General features: G+C 43.8%; 18 protein-coding genes. 2 read left to right on the top strand and 16 right to left on the bottom strand.

Features of this window, described 5'->3' with window-relative positions; genetic code table 11:
- Positions 1 to 50: 50 nt before the first annotated feature.
- From phoU to truB, 12 genes are all read right to left on the bottom strand, one after another.
- On the bottom strand, positions 51 to 704 hold the full coding sequence (gene phoU / locus H7T97_RS07030; RefSeq protein WP_003006603.1) for a phosphate signaling complex protein PhoU: 654 nt from the start codon (positions 702 to 704) through the stop codon (positions 51 to 53).
- A 12-nt stretch (positions 705 to 716) separates the two neighbouring features.
- Positions 717 to 1,475 carry a phosphate ABC transporter ATP-binding protein PstB gene (gene pstB, locus H7T97_RS07025; RefSeq protein WP_070595193.1) on the bottom strand — a complete coding sequence of 253 codons (759 nt, stop codon included), beginning with the start codon at positions 1,473 to 1,475 and terminating at the stop codon, positions 717 to 719.
- 29 nt (positions 1,476 to 1,504) lie between these two features.
- Positions 1,505 to 2,308, bottom strand: coding sequence for a phosphate ABC transporter ATP-binding protein PstB (gene pstB, locus H7T97_RS07020; protein WP_003006600.1), 804 nt, complete (start codon positions 2,306 to 2,308; stop codon positions 1,505 to 1,507).
- A gap of 10 nt (positions 2,309 to 2,318) precedes the next feature.
- The gene (gene pstA, locus H7T97_RS07015) at positions 2,319 to 3,203 is read right to left on the bottom strand and encodes a phosphate ABC transporter permease PstA (RefSeq protein ID WP_003006597.1); all 885 of its coding nucleotides are present in this window, start codon (positions 3,201 to 3,203) and stop codon (positions 2,319 to 2,321) included.
- Positions 3,193 to 4,104, bottom strand: a complete 912-nt coding sequence (gene pstC / locus H7T97_RS07010; protein ID WP_014713132.1) for a phosphate ABC transporter permease subunit PstC — start codon at positions 4,102 to 4,104, stop codon at positions 3,193 to 3,195. The genes pstA and pstC overlap by 11 nt, the downstream gene beginning before the upstream one ends.
- A 16-nt stretch (positions 4,105 to 4,120) precedes the next feature.
- A complete protein-coding gene (locus H7T97_RS07005; protein WP_049518365.1) occupies positions 4,121 to 4,987 on the bottom strand; it encodes a phosphate ABC transporter substrate-binding protein PstS family protein in 867 nt (288 codons plus the stop codon).
- Positions 4,988 to 5,094: 107 nt separating this feature from the next.
- Entirely contained in the window at positions 5,095 to 6,399 is a 1,305-nt protein-coding gene (locus H7T97_RS07000) for an RsmF rRNA methyltransferase first C-terminal domain-containing protein (RefSeq protein ID WP_201089889.1), read from the bottom strand.
- On the bottom strand, positions 6,400 to 7,170 hold the full coding sequence (locus tag H7T97_RS06995) for an inositol monophosphatase family protein (protein ID WP_155167799.1): 771 nt from the start codon (positions 7,168 to 7,170) through the stop codon (positions 6,400 to 6,402).
- Positions 7,160 to 7,438 (bottom strand): UPF0223 family protein, encoded by a 279-nt coding sequence (locus H7T97_RS06990; protein ID WP_003003480.1) that lies wholly within the window; start codon positions 7,436 to 7,438, stop codon positions 7,160 to 7,162. Before H7T97_RS06990 ends, H7T97_RS06995 begins: the two co-directional genes overlap by 11 nt.
- 12 nt (positions 7,439 to 7,450) lie before the next feature.
- Positions 7,451 to 7,852 (bottom strand): Spx/MgsR family RNA polymerase-binding regulatory protein, encoded by a 402-nt coding sequence (locus H7T97_RS06985; protein WP_155167800.1) that lies wholly within the window; start codon positions 7,850 to 7,852, stop codon positions 7,451 to 7,453.
- 309 nt (positions 7,853 to 8,161) lie between these two features.
- Entirely contained in the window at positions 8,162 to 9,097 is a 936-nt protein-coding gene (locus H7T97_RS06980) for a bifunctional riboflavin kinase/FAD synthetase (RefSeq protein ID WP_155167801.1), read from the bottom strand.
- Between the two features lie 4 nt (positions 9,098 to 9,101).
- Positions 9,102 to 9,998, bottom strand: a complete 897-nt coding sequence (truB, locus tag H7T97_RS06975) for a tRNA pseudouridine(55) synthase TruB (protein ID WP_049472264.1) — start codon at positions 9,996 to 9,998, stop codon at positions 9,102 to 9,104.
- A gap of 181 nt (positions 9,999 to 10,179) precedes the next feature.
- On the opposite strand from truB, the gene H7T97_RS06970 reads away from it, so the two are divergent.
- Positions 10,180 to 11,496, top strand: coding sequence for an FAD-containing oxidoreductase (locus H7T97_RS06970; protein WP_049474797.1), 1,317 nt, complete (start codon positions 10,180 to 10,182; stop codon positions 11,494 to 11,496).
- A 35-nt stretch (positions 11,497 to 11,531) separates the two neighbouring features.
- Here H7T97_RS06970 and H7T97_RS06965 read toward each other — a convergent pair whose 3' ends face one another.
- The 4 genes from H7T97_RS06965 to pcrA form a co-directional block, all read right to left on the bottom strand.
- On the bottom strand, positions 11,532 to 12,332 hold the full coding sequence (locus H7T97_RS06965) for an alpha/beta fold hydrolase (RefSeq protein ID WP_049474798.1): 801 nt from the start codon (positions 12,330 to 12,332) through the stop codon (positions 11,532 to 11,534).
- A gap of 30 nt (positions 12,333 to 12,362) precedes the next feature.
- On the bottom strand, positions 12,363 to 12,806 hold the full coding sequence (locus tag H7T97_RS06960) for a GNAT family N-acetyltransferase (protein WP_049482313.1): 444 nt from the start codon (positions 12,804 to 12,806) through the stop codon (positions 12,363 to 12,365).
- 9 nt (positions 12,807 to 12,815) lie between these two features.
- A complete protein-coding gene (locus tag H7T97_RS06955; RefSeq protein WP_201089887.1) occupies positions 12,816 to 14,090 on the bottom strand; it encodes a DUF2130 domain-containing protein in 1,275 nt (424 codons plus the stop codon).
- 369 nt (positions 14,091 to 14,459) lie between these two features.
- Entirely contained in the window at positions 14,460 to 16,745 is a 2,286-nt protein-coding gene (gene pcrA / locus H7T97_RS06950) for a DNA helicase PcrA (protein WP_201089885.1), read from the bottom strand.
- A gap of 151 nt (positions 16,746 to 16,896) precedes the next feature.
- Between pcrA and H7T97_RS06945 the strand changes: the two genes are divergently transcribed.
- Positions 16,897 to 18,087, top strand: coding sequence for a cation diffusion facilitator family transporter (locus H7T97_RS06945; protein ID WP_195529101.1), 1,191 nt, complete (start codon positions 16,897 to 16,899; stop codon positions 18,085 to 18,087).
- Positions 18,088 to 18,162 lie beyond the last annotated feature (75 nt).

Genomic DNA, 18,162 nt, shown 5'->3' with positions numbered 1-18,162 from the left:
AAAAGACAAGCATGAGAATGCCTGTCTGAGATCGGAAAGACGTCCTGATCTTACATTTCGATAATTTTACCTGTTTCAAAGTAAACTACCCATTCACAGATATTTTTTGCATAATCTCCGATGCGTTCCAAGAAGTTGATCACTTGGAAATAATCACGACCAGTCACGATGGACTCTGGATTTTTCCGAATTTCTTCTGTTGCTAATTCTTGGATGCTATCGAAGTAATGGTTGATGACTTCATCTCGTGAAGCAACTTCATAGGCCAAATCCACATCGCCTTTGAGGTAAACATCTAGTGTCGCTTCGACAAAATCTTTGACCTCACGGCCCATCTTGCTGATTTCTTCCTCAACAGATTGGATACGGACTTCCCCTTTCATGCGAATCGTTGCCTTGGCAATCGATACTGCGTGGTCCCCCATCCGCTCCAAGTCAGAGACTGCTTTTAAGACGGTCATCACGACACGAAGGTCTTGTGAAACGGGCTGTTGAAGGGCGATAATCTCAAAAGACTTACGCTCTAGCTTCACTTCGTATTCGTTGATCTCCGCATCATCTTCGATGACCTGACGGGCCAATTCACGGTCATGGGTCACGAAAGCACGAACCGTACGGTTGATCTGACTCAACACTTCATTTCCCATTGCATAAAACTGGTTATGCAACTTTTCTAAATCTTCTTCAAATTGAACTCGTAACATTTTATTTTCTTCCTATCCAAATTTACCAGAGACATAGTCTTCTGTTTCTTTCTTAGTTGGGTTCAAGAACATTTCATTGGTATCATTGTACTCAATCAAATCGCCATCCAAGAAAAAGGCAGTTTTATCGGAAATCCGACTCGCTTGTTGCATGGAGCGCGTCACCAAGAGCATGGTGTAACGGTCTTTTAGTCCATACAAGGTTTCTTCAATCTTCCCAGCTGAAATCGGGTCTAGCGCTGAAGTAGGCTCATCCAAAAGAATAATCTTTGGACTGGTCGCAAGAACCCGCGCCACACAGACCCGCTGCTGCTGACCACCGGAAAGCCCGATAGCTGAATCATGCAAGCGATCCTTGACTTCATCCCAGATGGACGCGCGTTTCAAAGAGGTTTCAACTGCTTCATCCAAGACAGCCTTGTCCTTGACACCATTAATCATCAATCCATAGGTCACATTATCATAAATGGACATTGGGAAAGGATTGGGCTGTTGGAAGACCATTCCGATTTCCTTACGCAATTCGACCGTATCGGTCCGTGGTCCGTAGATATTATGTCCATTGTAGAGGATGGTTCCTGTTGTGGTGACCTCATGGTTGAGGTCGCCCATGCGGTTAATGGCTTTTAAAAGGGTAGATTTCCCTGATCCTGAAGGACCAATCAAGGCTGTAATCTCCTTTGGAGCAAAGTCCAAGGAGACGCTATTTAGAGCCTTCTTTTTATTGTAATAAACCGACAAGTCCTTGACTTGCAAAATTGGTTCTGTCATTCTATTTTCCTTTTTGTTGTCATTTTACTTTATCCAAAGTGACCCGATACATAATCGTTAGTCGATTGCAATTTCGCATTTTGGAAAATATTCGAAGTCTTATCGTACTCGATGAGGTTTCCAAGGTAGAAGAAACCAGTATAATCACTAGCACGGGCTGCTTGTTGCATGCTGTGGGTCACGATGACAATGGTATAATCCTTCTTCAACTCAAGCATGGTTTCTTCTAATTGCGCTGTCGCGATCGGATCAAGCGCTGAAGCTGGCTCATCCATGAGTAAGATATCTGGCTTCACAGAGATGGCCCGTGCGATACAAAGTCGTTGCTGTTGGCCACCTGAAAGTGTCAGGGCTGATTTATGAAGATCATCCTTGACCTGATCCCATAGGGCTGCCTGCTTCAAAGAAGTTTCGACCAATTCGTCCAAAATCTTCTTGTCTTTCACCCCAGCGCGTTCATGCGGGAAGGTAATGTTTTTATAAATCGATTTGGCAAAAGGATTGGGCCGTTGGAAAACCATCCCAATGTGCTTGCGCATTTCATAAACATTGATATCTGGACGATTAACATCGATTCCTTCATACCAAATTTCACCCGTTACACGCGCAATATCAATGGTATCATTCATCCGGTTCAAACTACGGAGGTAGGTTGATTTCCCAGATCCTGAGGGACCGATCAAGGCTGTAATCTTATTCTTTTCAAACTGCATGTCAACGCCTTTAATGGACTCGTTCGTTCCATAATAGACATGCAAATCTTTGGTCGATAGGACCACCTTTTCTTCAGGAAAAGTAATGATGTGTCTCTCATCCCAATTGTATTTTGACATTTCTTCTCCTTTAAGCAGATGTTAGTTTTTTATGGAGGTAACTTCCGAGTTTGCGCGCTCCAAAGTTAAAGATCAAGATAAAGATCAAAAGAACTGCGGCAGAACCGGCTGAGACTTCGATCGAGTCTGGAATAGTTCCTTCACTGTTGACCTTCCAGATATGGACAGCCAAGGTTTCAGCCTGACGGAAGATCGAAATCGGACTGGTCACACTAAAGATATTCCAGTTTGACCAATCAAGGGCTGGAGCCGATTGACCTGCAGTATAGATCAAGGCAGCAGCTTCCCCAAAGATCCGTCCTGAGGCTAAGACGACCCCAGTGATAATACTTGGAAGAGCTTCTGGTACCACGACATGAATCACAGTTTCCCAGCGAGACAAGCCCAGTGCTAGACCTGCTTCGCGCTGTGTATGGTGAACGTGCTGCAAGCTATCTTCGATATTGCGGGTCATCTGTGGCAGGTTAAAGACGGTCAAGGCCAAGGCCCCTGAAATGATCGAAAATCCGTATTTGAACTGGACAACGAAGACCAGGTAACCAAAGAGACCTACAACGACAGATGGCAAAGAAGACAAGATCTCAATACAGGTACGAACCAAATTGGTCAAACGACCTTTTTTAGCGTACTCAGAGAGGTAAATCCCAGCTCCAAGAGAAAGTGGGAAGGAAATCACCAAGGTAATGACCAAGAGGAAGAAGGAATTATACAATTGAATTCCGATCCCTCCTCCTGCTTGGTAAGAAGAAGATTTCCCAGTCAAGAAGTGCCAAGATACATGGGGCAAGCCACGGACCAAGATATAAAGGATCAATGAGGCAAGAATCGCAACGATGATCCCTGAAATAGCATACAGCACTCCTGTGGCAATTTTATCCATTCGTTTAGCGTGCATAGTTCTTCTTACCTCTTTCTTTCGTAATCAGTTTAATCACACTGTTAAAGGCAAGACTCATGAGGAGCAATACCAAGGCAAGTGACCAAAGAACATTGTTATTGACCGTACCCATGACGGTATTTCCGATTCCCATGGTCAAAATAGAGGTGAGGGTGGAAGCTGGTGTTGTGAGCGAGGTTGGTACCACTGCAGAGTTTCCGACTACCATCTGGATCGCCAAGGCTTCCCCAAAGGCACGCGCCATGCCAAAGACGACCGCTGTAAAGATTCCAGAGCGGGCTGCCTTAAGCGTGACATGCCAAATGGTTTGCCAGCGGGTCGCTCCCATGGCCATACTAGCTTCCCGATAATGACGGGGTACAGCTCGGAGGCTATCGGTCGTCATAAAGGTAACAGTTGGTAGGATCATAACAAAGAGGACAAAGACCCCTGAGAGGATCCCAAAACCAGTCCCTCCAAAGAGACTACGGGTAAATGGGACGACCACTTGAAGACCAATGAATCCATAAACAACTGAAGGAATTCCCACCAAAAGCTCAATCGCTGGTTGCAAGAAACGAGCTCCTTTGGGGGAGACTTCTGTCATGAAAACTGCTGCACCAATGGCAAACGGCGTTGCCAAGAGGGCAGAAAGCAAGGTTACAATAAAGGAACCTAGAATCATGGGTAGGGCTCCAAATTCCTTTGCAGCAGGATTCCAAGAGCTCCCAAATAGAAAACTAAAGATATTGACTTTATTAACAAAGAAAGTCGATAAACCTTTTTGGGCCACGAAAATCAAAATCATGGCAACGACGACAACAATCAAACTCATACATAGAAAGGTAATGGTCTTCCCAAATTTTTCTAGGCGGGAGTTTTTTGATTTCGTCAGCATTTTTTTTGCTACTTCGTTCATTTTTTACCTAATTCTTTTATTTTTTTGTCACATTCCCTTTTAAATCACGGGTAACTTTCATGTCATTGATCGGGATATAACCCATCTTGCCAACAACTTTTTGCTGAACCTCATCGGTCATCATGTAGTCAATGAATTTTTTAGACAACTCATTAGGTTTTCCCTTAGTATACATGTGTTCGTAAGACCAGATTGGCCAGTTATTGTTGACGACATTGGCTTTAGTTGGTTGATAGCCATTAAGCTTCATGGTTTTAACACTGCTATCCAAGTAGGTAAAGGCTAGATAAGAGATGGCTCCTGGCGTCTGAGAAACGATGTTTTTCACCATTCCATTAGAGTCTTGCTCTTGGGCCTGCTTGGGCTGTTTGCCATCCATGATGATGGCATCAAAGACAGCACGGCTACCAGAACCAACCGCTCGGTTCACAATCGTGATTTCAAGATCTGGACCTCCCAATTGCTTCCAGTTGGTATATTCACCCGTAAAGATCTTTCGCAATTGCTCTGTTGTCAAATTATCTACTGAGATATTTTTATTGGCAATGATGGCTGTCCCTGCTACGGCTACCTGGTGATCGACCAGACTAGAAGCATCAATCCCAGATTTTTCCTCTGCAAAAAGGTCACTATTTCCGATATCAACAGCGCCTGATTGAACTTGTGAAAGTCCTGTACCAGAACCTCCTCCTTGTACATTCACAATCTTACCAGGATGTTCTTCAATGTAGCGATCTACTACTCCTTCAACCAAGGGTTGTAAGGCAGTCGATCCGACAGCAGTGATGGATTCTCCGCGATTGATCCAAGACGCACAAGCAGATAAACTTCCTGCTAATGCGATCGTCGCTAGTCCTAGGATCAGCTTTTTAGACTTTTTCAAATCATGTCTCCTTGATATTTCACTATTTCACTTATGATTTTGACAAGTTTTTTTCAAAAAAACCTGTACTTCCACTATATCATAGAACGGGTTCTTTGCCCAGCATTTTACCTAAAACGAAGCCCCTTTGGATAGAAATTTTTCAGGGTCTGTCCGGTCACTTTGGCAAAGCCCAAACCATTGCCTTCAACCAGGACCTGGTACCATCCATTTGGATGCGTTTCCTTTAATTGAACCGTCTCTCCCGCCACATAATGAACAAAGTCTTCAGGCGTGATCGAAACGGTCTCTTTGACCTCACTCGGTTTTAGAGCAAGGCCAAGGGCAAAACTAGGTTCAAATCGATTTTTCTTGAAGGTGCCTAGATGCAAGCCATTTCGGGCGATTTTTACTTTTCGCAAATCTGGTAAACCAAGTGGAACCAAGTAGAGTTCGTCCCCAAAGGTTTCGAGGACACCTTCTAGAGTGATCTTCAAGTGTTTCTTAGCAAACTCCTGCCACCATTTCTTTTGTTCTGCAGATAATTGGTCCTTTTTGGAAGGGATTTTGGCAGGTCGATTCTCTCCTAGATAACGGAACTTAGCAACAAATTGTCCCTCCCCTTTAAAGAGATGAGGATACATGCGCGCCGTTTCTGGATAGTCAATGCCTTCTGCCATACCATTGATCTTCTCGATCGTTTCCAGCTTCAGATCATAGTTTTCCAAAAGCCAGGATACAATTTCTTCATTTTCCTCTGGAGCCCAGGTACAGGTTGAATAAACCAAGGAACCACCTGGAACCAACATCTTGAGGGCATCCTCCAGAATTTCTCTTTGAATAAGACTACACTCTCGAGGATATTCGACAGACCAATAGTCCATGGCATCTGGTTGCTTACGAAACATCCCCTCACCCGAACAAGGAGCATCTAATACAATCAGATCAAAAAAGCCTGAGAAAACTTTTGCCAGGCGATCGGCTGACTCATTGGTTACCAATACATTTCGGGCACCGAAACGTTCGACATTCTCTACGAGAATTTTCGAGCGTCCCTTGTGGATTTCATTGGAGACCAAGAGTCCTTGATTGTCCAAATAAGACAAGAGTTGGGTGGTCTTTCCCCCAGGAGCTGCGGCCAAGTCTAAGACCTTCATTCCTGGCTTAGGCTGGGCGACTTGGGCCACTATCTGAGCTGCTGGCTCTTGCGAATAGACCAAGCCCGTTGCGTGCTCGATGGATTTTCCTGAGACCTTTCCATAATGTCCCCAAGGGGTATTGGGAATCGGATCATCAAATGCTTTTTGAGTTTCTTTCAAAGGATTAGTCCGAAAGGCCGATACTGCTTCTTGCTCAAAGGTCGCAAAAAAAGCAGCAGCATCCTCACCTAGAAGATGCTGGTATTTTTCTTTAAAACCATTGGGAAAATTCATTTAACTTCTCCCTTTCTTAAGATAGGTTTGAATTTCTGTTAACTTCACTTTTGGAACCATCATAATGGGTTCCACTGACTGGTAATTAGGTTTATCTCCATTTAGATTTAAAACGGTATAGCCCAACTGTTCCCCCATGATCGCAGCTGCGGCATAATCCCAAGGCCAGATATAGCTAAAATAAGCTAGAATCCCACCTGAGAGAATTTTTGAAAAACTAATACCGGCACTTCCGTAGACCCGAATGCCAAGAGAGTCCATACCAAGATCGGCCATGCCCCAGTCATTTTTCTCAAGCATGCCGACATTTGAAGCAATCAAAAGGTTTTCCAGAGGTTGGTCCACAAAGGGCGTCAGTTCAACCTCATTGCGATAAACAAGGAATTCTCCACCCCCGTAAAAAAGGTGATCCCGCATCACATCGTAGATCAGGCCAAACTGACCAATTCCGTCTTCAAAATAGGCCACCATCACCGCAAAATCTTCCTTTTGGGTCACAAAATTATTGGTCCCATCAATTGGATCAATCACCCAAACAGAACCTTCTGAGATCGGCGAACGAAGGCCATCTTCCTCCGCAAAAATCCGATCTTCTGGATAGCGACTTGTGATTTTTTCAACCAAATCCTTTTGAACCTGTTGGTCCATCTGGGTTACTAAATCTGTCGGCCCAGTCTTTTTTGAGATCATCAAGTCATCATGAAGATGAAGACGCAAATAGTCTCCAGCTTCTAAAACGATTTGTTTGGCAAACTCTAATTTATTCTTCAAGAGAAAACCATCCTTCCTCTTTTTGCTTTGCAGCCTGGGTCGCACGATAGAGAGAATAACCACTCACTTCTTCGAACTCCCGCCCAAGACGCTTTTCTTCTCCGATACTAGGCACGACCTTCTTAAAAGCGCGGTAGGCTTCCATGTATTCTTTGGCCTCTACCTTACTTTCATAGGCTTCTTCAACTTTATTGAAAAAAGAAAGCACTGAAGCAAGCTCTTCAGTGCTCCACGATAAGTCCAGTGGGTAACTATAATTTTTTTGCATTCGACATACTTCTTAGTTTATTTCTGCTCTTAGAGTGGCAGAGCGTAACTCTTGTTTGCGATAACTCCGTGGCAAGAAGGCCCGAATTTCATCTTCGTTAAAGCCAATCTGCATGCGTTTGTTATCTAAAATAATCGGTCTCCGCAAGAGACTAGGATTTTCCTCAATCAGATGGATCAAGGCTGAGATGGATAAATCTTCAACATCAATATCCAATTTTTGAAAAATTTTTGAACGAGTTGAAATAATGTCGTCTGTTCCGTTTTCGGTCAAGGCCAATATACTTGTCAACTCCTGTTTGCTCAAAGGACTTGTCATAATATTGTGTTCTTTAAATGGAACATCGTGTTTTTTTAACCAAGCCCGAGCTTTTCGACATGATGTACAACTCGGCGATAAAAATAATGTAATCATGTGGTTCACTTCTTTTTTTATATATAACTATCTGACTCTATTATACAAAAAAAATAGGTGCTTGAAAAGCGCTTTTTTGATTTCTAGACGATTTTTCTGAATTTCAGTGGAAAAAAGAAATCCCTTTCATTTTTCCCAAGAAGAGGCCCGAAAAAAGAGAGTGGGACAGAAATCGGTAATTCGTTAGAATTCGATTTCGTCGTCCCACCTCCGCACAGTTGAGTAGGGCTGTAAAAGCTGATGAAATCAGCGTAGTAGAGCCCACTCAACCACTGCATCTTGCTCGACAATCCAAAAACAATTAAGAGGCTAGGACTTTTGTCCCAGCCTCTTGGTCCAGTTTCGTGAAATTGCTTCATCTTCTTTCAATTGAGCCACTAGTTGATCGATCCCATCGAATTTGACCATTTCTCGTATCTTATCCAACCAATGAATGGTCAGGGTATGACCATAGATATCTCCTGTAAAATCAAAGAGATTGACTTCGAAACGAAGCTCTTTTCCATCAAAGGTGACATTTTTTCCGACAGAAGCCATCCCACGGTAGGTCTGCCCTTTAAAATCGACATCGACTACATAAACGCCATCTGATGGGAGATAGGTCCGATCAATCGGCGCTAAATTGGCAGTAGGATAGCCAATGGTGCGTCCACGCGCATCCCCATGCACGACGATTCCTCGACTGGATAAAGGGTGACCAAGTAGACAGGCAGCTTCTTGGACGCGTCCTTCTAGGATAGCTTGACGAATGCGGGTTGAACTAATCTTTTCCCCCTGATCCAATACAGGAGAAATGACTTCCACTTGACCATCAAAATAAGCAGCTAAGTCAGAGGCCTTTTTCTTATCAGAGCCAAAACTATAATCAAATCCAGCAATTAAAACTCGGGCTCTCAAGGCTTTGACAAATTGATCGACAAATTCTTTGGCGGTTTTAGAAGCAAAATCGGTCGTAAAATCAATGAGGAAGAGCTCATCCACTCCTAGTTCGTTTAATTTTTGGAACCGATCCTCAGGACTCTGCAAATGAAGCAGTAATTCTGGTTGGTAGCGAACAAAGGCTAACTTAGGAGATTCAGGAAAGGTTAACAAAGCGACCTTCAAGCCTTTTTCATCCGCGATCTGACGCGCCTTTTTAAAGAGTTCTTGATGCCCCAGATGCAGGCCATCAAAGTAGCCCAGAACCAAAACTGTCTCATTCTCCAAATGGATCTGGTTAGCAGTAGTAATCGTACGAATATTCATGAATTTATTGTAACACACTTTCTGTTAGAAAGACTTTTCGAGGTTTGTAAAGTTCTTCTCTTTTTTCTAAAATGGCTACCAATTTTCCTTGGTAAAAAGCAGCTAACTCTTTGGAGTCACTCTCAACTGGAATAAAGCGTCCCACTTGAACTTCGCCAACCTCTTCTACTGTCAGCTCTACTTTTTCCAGATCCCCGGTGCCAATTTCAAGTGGGTGAAGGAAGCTCAAATCTCCTTGTGCTACTTTTTCAGCCACTTCTTCTAAGGTCAGGGAATCTTCCAGTGACAAACCGGCAGCACTGGTCCGTGTCAGATGAGACATATGGGCTGCATAACCCAGTTTTTGACCCAAATCCACCGACAAGGTCCGGATATAGGTGCCCTTGCTGCATTTAACCCGGAAGCGAAAACGGGCTAGTCCTTCCTCGTAGCCAATCTCACTGGTACGCGTGAATTCATAAATCGTCACCTGTCGGACAGGGCGTTCCACTTCTTCTCCTGCCCGTGCATACTCATAGAGCTTACGCCCATTGACCTTAACCGCGGAGTACATAGGCGGTACCTGCTCGATCTCTCCCACCATTTGGGCAATCATGCGATCGACCTCTTCTGCATCTAAAGGCACTTCCACTGGGGTCCGCTCCACGACATCCCCGCTGGCATCCTCCGTTGTGGTAGAAAATCCCAGAGTGATTTCTCCTTCATAGACCTTGCCTTCATCTTGCATGAATTCGACCATCCGGGTCGCCTTGCCAACTGCTATTGGAAGCACTCCCACCACATCCGGATCCAGCGTTCCCCCATGGCCGATCTTCTTAGTTCCTAAGATTTTTCGCAGTTTAAATACCACATCATGTGAGGTCATGCCTGCTTCCTTTTTTACATTGATAATTCCGTCCATCTGATTTGCTCTTTCTAACTGATTGTGTGACCATCCGGTCCACCGACCCTTTATTATACCATGAAACAAGACTTCTTGTCCCTCTTTCCCCCTTCTCATGAGCTCCTAAAAAATCCCGTAGCAGATTTCAGACTTTTTAAAATGGATTTGATACAATAGAAAGCGAAAGAAGGTGTAACATATGTTAATGTATGATGTTATTGTGATTGGATTTGGTAAAGCTGGTAAAACACTCGCAGCGAAATTATCAAGCCAAGGAAAAAAAGTCGCTCTGATTGAAAAGAGCAAATCTATGTACGGTGGTACTTGTATCAATATCGCTTGTATTCCCACCAAGACCTTGATTGTTGCAGCAGAAAAAGGCTTGGATTTTGAGCAAGCCATGAATGAGAAAAATGCAGTCACTACTCGTCTCAATGGTAAGAACTACGCAACGATTGCTGGAACTGGTGTAGACATTATCGATGCGACGGCTCGTTTCGTTTCTAACAAGGTCATCGAAATTCAAGCTGGTGAGGAAAAGGAAGAATTGACAGCTGAAACCATTATTATTAATACTGGTGCTGTGCCAAATGTCCTTCCGATCCCAGGATTAGCTGAAAGTAAATTTGCCGTGGATTCAACCGGTATTCAACGTTTGGAAAACCTACCTAAACGCCTCGGTGTCCTTGGTGGTGGACCAATCGGATTGGAATTTGCCCACCTTTACAATACCTTGGGCAGCCAAGTAACGGTACTAGACGCTTCTGAAGCATTCTTGCCACGGATCGAGCCAAGCATTGCAGCTCTTGCAAAAGGCTACCTTGAAGAAGATGGCATTCAATTCTTGCAAGGCGTTCATACCCAAGAAATTAAGGATGGCGAAAACAGCTTAACCCTTGTAACCGATAAAGGAAACTTCGAGTTCGATATCCTCCTCTACGCAACAGGACGTAAGCCAAATACAGCTGGTCTTGGTCTTGAGAACACAGACATCCAAGTCACTGATCGTGGAGCGATTCAAGTCAACCGTCATTTGGAAACCAGCGTCCCTGGTGTCTTTGCAGTTGGGGATGTCAATGGTGGTCCTCAATTCACCTATATGTCCCTCGATGACTTCCGCATCGTCTTCAACTACCTCACAGGCGATGGTAGCTACAATCTCGAAACACGCGGAAACTATGCGACAACACTCTTCATTGCTCCTCCTTTGGCCCAAGTCGGCTTGACCGAGCAAGAAGCACGCGACAAAGGGCTTCCAGTTGCTGTTAAAGAATTGTCAGTTGCTGCTATGCCACGCGGACACGTCAATGCAGACCTTCGAGGTGCCTTCAAAGCCGTGGTCAACCCAGAAACTAAAGAAATTCTTGGAGTGACGCTCTTTGGAGAAGCTGCAGGCGAAATCATCAACCTGATCACCATGGCGATGGACAACAAGATCCCTTATACTTACATCGCAAAACAAATCTTTACCCACCCAACCATGGCAGAAAACCTAAACGATCTCTTTGCGATTTAACTAGAATAAAAACGCTGGAATTTTTCCAGCGTTTTTTAGTTTAAGAATCCACAGACAGCCTCTTGAAATGCTTTATTTTCTTCATAAAGAGCATGCCCAGAATGCTTAAGAATGAGGAGTTGACAATCCGAAATCGCTTTTGCTAGTTCCTTGGATCCGTCCACACCAATCACATCATCTTCAAGCGCACCAAGAACAAAGGTTGGACACTGAATTTCCTTTAAGACCTCAATGCTATCGTGAGTAAGGCAAGACTGAGACTGAATGGCAATTCTATTTTCATCTTTGATTCGCCCCAAGCGACCCATGATATTATAAAGGAACCGCCACTTTTGATAGCTCTTTTGCGTATAGGAGTGCTTTGCGATATCCAGCATGAGATGCTTAAAAGTTCCAGATTGACTAAGCTTTTGCCAATGCTCAATTCGCTCTCTAGCAAGTTGACTAGGTTTTGCAGTAGTCACGGCTAAGATGAGCTTTTGAACCTTTTCAGGGAAATCCACCACCAACCATTGGGCAATCATTCCACCTTGCGAAATCCCCATAACATAAGATGTATCTAAGTTCAGCGCCTCCATTGCTTCTGCTACATCTGCTGCCATATCCCGCGTTGTATAGCCCTGTCTCAGCTCATTGATTCGAGAAAAAACATAGATTTTGTAACGTTTGGCAAGTATACGGTATGTGATTGAAAAAGGCATAGCCATACCTTTAACCGTCTGCAATCCATCCCCCAATCCTGGTATGATCACTAATGGCTGTTTACCTTTTCCAAATGTTACATAGTCCATGCTCTTTTTGTTCAAATATAAGGTTTTCCCTTTTGTTGAAGACATTACTTCGTTTTCTCTCCTATTTTATCATGTTTATTCATGTTGAGTTTTTAAATACAGAGCAAAGCCGGCAGTTACTTTTTCAAATCCAACTGCCTGATAAAACTGATGTGCAGCATTTCGTTCAGCGGTTAATCCACTATTTAGAGCCAGCGCCTTAACCCCTTCTTTTACCGCTTGTTTTTTCAATTCATCGATTAGCCTACTAGCAATTCCTTGTCGTCTTGTTTCTTTTGCAACTGACAAAGCTAAAATTCGATAGTAAGACCCATCTGCTTCAAAAAAGAAGAGCTTTGCATAACCTAAGAAACCTAAAATTACTCCGTTTCTTTCAGCTAGAAGACAGCCATAATGTGGCTGAGAAAGTATCATTTCTAAACGTCGAGACAGCTTAGAAGCGGTTGTTGGATAGCCCAAGTCTTCGTATAAAGACAGTAGGGCTTCAGCATCTTTTATGGTTGCTTTTCGTATCTGCATAGGAGCCTCCTAGTCTTCCTTCAAGGCATCAAACTTAGCCTTCATGGTTGGATTCTTCCGAGTCAATTTTTTAACGGAAACATCATCCAACTTGTTGTTAGCGAGGCGGAGTTGGTTTTCTGACGTAGTCAAGAATTTCTTGACTTCTTCCATCCGTTTGATGGCCTTGTCGATTTCATCGATAGCCTTGCCAAAGTTGACAGAAGCCGAATTGTAGTTCTTAGCAAAGGCAACTTTAAATGCATCCAGGTCTTCTTCAAAGTGGGTGATGTCAATATTTTGCTCACGGATAAGTGCTAGTTCTTGCTTGTATTTTAGAGAGTTAAGAGCCGCATTGCGTAAGAGACCAATCAACTGGATAAAGAACTGAGGACGAACGACGTACATCTTCTCATACTCGTGGCTAACATCGACAATCCCTGTGTTGAAGTAGTCATTATCTGCTTCAAGCATACTTACCAAAACAGCATACTCACAGTTCTTTTCCCGACGGTCTTTGTCTAATTCTTTGTAAAAATCAGCGTTCTTATGCTTCTTCTCAGTTCCATCTGCTTCATTTTTCATCTCAAACATGATGGAAATGAATTCCAGCCCATTTTCATCAAAGTCACGGAAGATAAAGTCCCCTTTAGACCCACGTGCAGAGACCTTGTTGTCCTTTTCAAAATAGGCATTAGGGAAGGCAAAGCTACGAACCTTGTTAAACTCACTCTCCGCATACTGCTCCAGACTTTCCCCAATGGCCTTGGTTGATTGTTGGGCCTTGAAATTCTTGTAAAACTCAACTTGCTCATTGGCCGCTTTAAGCTGGGCTTCATAGTTTTGTTTCACCGAAGTCAGAGAAAGCTCGTTTTCTTTTTCTTGTAAAAGGAGCTGATTTTTGATCTGGTCTCTTTCTTTCTCTAGGTCAGAAAGCGTCTTTTGCAGTTTGTTTTCATGCTCCAAGCGCAAGGTCGCCAGCTGATTCTCAAGTTGTTGAACTTCTTTTTCTTTCTCTAGCAGACTTTGGCTAGCGGTTTGCTCCACCTCTTTTTTGGTCAATTCTTTTTCGGTATCAAACTGTTGAATCTGGTTCTGTAACTGGGCAATTTCTTGGTCCTTCTTAGCTAACCTCTCTTGCTGCTCATTTAGGGCCTTTTGCTCTGCCAAAGCCAATTCTTGCCGAATCCGCTCATGAATTTCCTTGTCAAACTCAGCTGTCCGTACCTGTGACAAGAGCTCGCTGTATTGACTTTCATTAACTGTAAAAACTTCCCCACAGTTGGGGCACTTGATTTCGTTCATAGCCTGCCTCTTTCTCTATTCTTAGTATATTATATCATGTCACCTGTAAAATCAAAACCAGCAAACGAGGCTTGCTGGTTTTAACTGAATATTCATTTCTCTATAGAGACTTTCCTTAAGTGAGGACGGACGGTAGCGACTCCCGTTGGGATTCCATACCTTAGATTTGAGCCTTACGTCTCAAATCTACCGAGCACCAGAAACTAATGTGTTTCTGGTGCTTTTCCTCACGGCGAAAAGTCTCAATCTATTTTGCACTAGTTACAAAATATCTATTTCAATAGTCTCATTCAGTAATAACTTAAGATTGCTGGATAGAGGTTGATTGTTTATAATCTGAAACAGTGAACTTAGCTTCCTGATCTCCACTTATTTCTTCTCAATCGGCGCGACACTGGCCAAGAGTTTCTTGAGACCCACTTCTGGGAAGTTAATCTTAAGCTCTTGGGTATTGCCACTGCCTGATACTTCAAGCACGGTTCCTTCTCCCCACTTCTTGTGAATAGCAATATCGCCAATAGACCAAGCGACGCTCTCTTTGTCACTAGAACGGTTGCTATTGCCAAAGGGGAGGCTTGATGATGTGAGGGCACTTGGAGCTGCTTGTCTCTTGCGCTCTTGAAGGGCTTGTGACAGACTCATGCCTTTTCCAAAGGTCGTTCCGCCACCATTGCTATAAGAAGCCTTAAAGCTAGTGTTGGCCGGACGCGCTAATCCTTGGTAGGTTAACAAATCTGAGCTAATTTCATTGATAAAGCGCGTCGGACGGTTGTAGCTGGTCCGCCCAAAGAGCAAACGAGAATTGGCATTGGTCAAGAAGAGAACCTTCTCTGCCCGCGTGATCCCCACGTAAGCCAAACGACGTTCTTCTTCCAACTCATCCGGATCCTCTGCCGCTCGACTAAGAGGAAAGACGTTTTCGTCCATCCCAATCAAGAAGACCACTGGGAATTCCAAACCTTTGGCCGCGTGAAGGGTCATCAAGGTGACTTCTGAGGTCTCTTGCGCTCCATCGTCTGTATCGGCAATCAAGGCTAAGTCGTTCAAGAAACGACTCAAGGTGTCCACACCTGATTCGTCTTCAACAGAATCGCCATTTTCATCAAAATTCTTGGTAACAGATAGGAACTCTTGGATATTCTCGATGCGGGCCTGACTTTCCAGATTTCCCTGATTGGTTAGGGCCGTCATATAACCTGTATTGTCAAGGACTTCTTCGACCAACTCTGTAATGGTCAGCTGGTCCAATTTTTCTCTCAAATCAAGAATGAGATTGGCAAAGTCCCAGATAGACTGAGCTGCTTTTCCTTTAATGCCAGAGAGCATGATATTGGCTGAAGCATCCAGAAGTGAGGTCCCTTGCATTTGGGCAAAATCACGAATCTTATCCACTGTACCTGGCCCGATTCCACGCTTGGGTTCATTGATAATCCGCTCAAAACTGATATTGTCACTGAGATTAGCAATCAAGTTTAAATAAGCAATAACATCTCGAATTTCCTTCCGGCTGTAGAACTTGGTGCCCCCTACCATGGTATAGGGAATATTGGACTTGAGCAGTGCTTCTTCAATGGTCCGTGACTGGGCATTGGTCCGGTAGAGAACCGCAAAATCACGATGCTTATAGCCAGCTTCGCGACTCAGCTCTTCAATGGTTTTGGCAACAAAGACCGCTTCATCCTGCTCATCATTGGCCCGGTAATAAACAATCTCTTCCCCGTCTTCATTTTGGGTCCAAAGATTCTTCGGACGGCGGTTCCGATTGTTTTTGATCACATCGTTAGCTGCTTGGAGGATGGTTTTAGTGGAGCGATAATTTTCCTCTAACAAGACGACCTTGGCATCAGGATAATCCTTCTCAAAGTCCAGGATATTCTGCATATCCGCTCCCCGCCAGCCATAAATAGACTGGTCCGCATCCCCAACAACACAGATATTTTTAAAGCGAGAAGCCAAGAGTTTGACCAATTGGTATTGGGCATGGTTGGTATCTTGGTACTCATCTACATGGATGTATTGGAACTTCTGCTGGTAATAAGTCAGTACATCTGGATGCTGATCAAAAAGACGCAAGGTCAACATGATCAAATCATCAAAGTCCACCGCTTCTGACTGACGGAGTTCCTTTTGGTAAGCCTCATAACACTTGGCGACGATCTGGGTATACATATCTCCCGCTTGGGCAGCATAGGCCACTTCATCGATCAAGTCATTTTTGGCATTGGAAATAGTTCCCAAAATGGTTCGTTCATTCCATTTCTTAGGATCTAAATTCAAGGACTTCAAGATCCGCTTCATCAAGGTCCGTTGCTCACCTGGATCGACAATGGTAAAATTGCGATTGTAGCCAATATGATCCGCATCTCGACGGAGGATACGCACACACATGGAGTGGAAGGTGGCAATCAAGCAATCTTGAGTCGCTGGGTTTAACTGATAGGCCCTCTCCTTCATCTCCCGAGCGGCTTTATTGGTAAAGGTAATGGCCAAAATATTCCAAGGATTGACCATTTTTTCATCGATCAAGTAAGCGATCCGGTGGGTCAGGACACGTGTCTTACCAGAACCAGCTCCCGCCATGATCAAAAGGGGACCTTCTGTCGTTTGGACCGCCTCTGCCTGGCGATCATTCATACCATTCAATAAAGGATTCATCTCATACTCCTCATTCATTCAATCGTTCTATTATACCACAAAAACCGGTCTAGCTTCTTTTAAAAAAGGACTCATTTGAATTTCCCTTCCAAAAACGATATAATAGTAGCTTAAAGAAAACAGGATTTCATCCGAGGTCTAGGAGGATATTTTGGATAAACCATACAGTAACTTAAAACTGGCCGAACGTGGCGCTATCATTAGTATTCTAGCCTATTTATTGCTCTCTTCAGTAAAATTGGCTACCGGCCATCTACTTCATTCATCCAGTTTGGTAGCCGATGGATTTAACAACTTATCTGATATCATCAGCAATGCTGCCCTGCTCATCGGGATTCGTCTCGCTCGCCAACCAGCTGACCGTGATCACAAGTTTGGTCACTGGAAAATTGAGGATCTAGCTAGTCTAGTCACCTCCATCATTATGTTTTATGTCGGTTTTGATGTCTTACGCGATACCCTCCAAAAGATCTTCAGCAATGAAACAGTTAGCATTGATCCACTCGGTGCTGGCGTCGGAGTGGTTTCAGCCCTTGTCATGCTAGGCGTTTATTTCTACAATCTTCGCTTAGCAAAACGGGCCAAATCAAAAGCCTTAAAAGCAGCCGCAAAAGACAATCTTTCAGACGTCGTCACATCTCTTGGAACGTCGATCGCGATCGCTGCTAGTGCTTTTAACTATCCAATTGTCGATAAAATCGTAGCCATCATCATCACCTTCTTTATCCTCAAAACAGCCTACGATATTTTTATGGAATCTTCCTTTAGTCTTTCAGATGGCTTTGACGATAGTCTCCTCGAAGATTACGAAAAAGCTATTTTAAAACTCCCTAAGATTGCGCGTGTGAAATACCAACGCGGACGGACCTACGGAAGCAATATCTATCTGGACGTTGTCTTGGAGATGAATCCCGATCTTTCAGTCTATGAAAGCCATGCGATCACAGAAGAAGTCGAGAATCTCCTAAAAGAAGAATTTGGAGTCTTTGACATTGACGTCCATGTGGAACCTAGCTCAATTCCTGAAGATGAGCTGATCGAAAACGTTGAAAAGAAACTCTTAACCTACGAAAAACGCCTCTATGCTAAGCAAGAGTTTGATACATTGCTAGCGGATAATTATACCTTGATTGACGATACCGGTCACGAACACCACAAGGTAGAATTAATAGAGGCTCTCGCAAGTGACCAAGTTCAATTCCAAAACTTTGAACTAGAGTCCATCAGCCAAAAGACCAAACTTATCCGCTATGAACTAGACGGTCAAATCCATACCAGTATCTGGCGTCGCCATGAAACGTGGCAAAAGATTTTCCATCAAATTACTAATAAAACCGACTAAAAGAGGCTGGGACAAAAGTCCTAGCCTCTCAATTGTTTTTGGATTGTCGAGCAAGACGCAGTGGTTGAGTGGGCT

The organism is Streptococcus parasanguinis, assembly GCF_016648925.1.
GTDB lineage: Bacteria > Bacillota > Bacilli > Lactobacillales > Streptococcaceae > Streptococcus.
The sequence above is the reverse complement of the archived record's forward strand: the minus strand, read 5'-3'. Positions and strand labels throughout refer to the sequence as shown.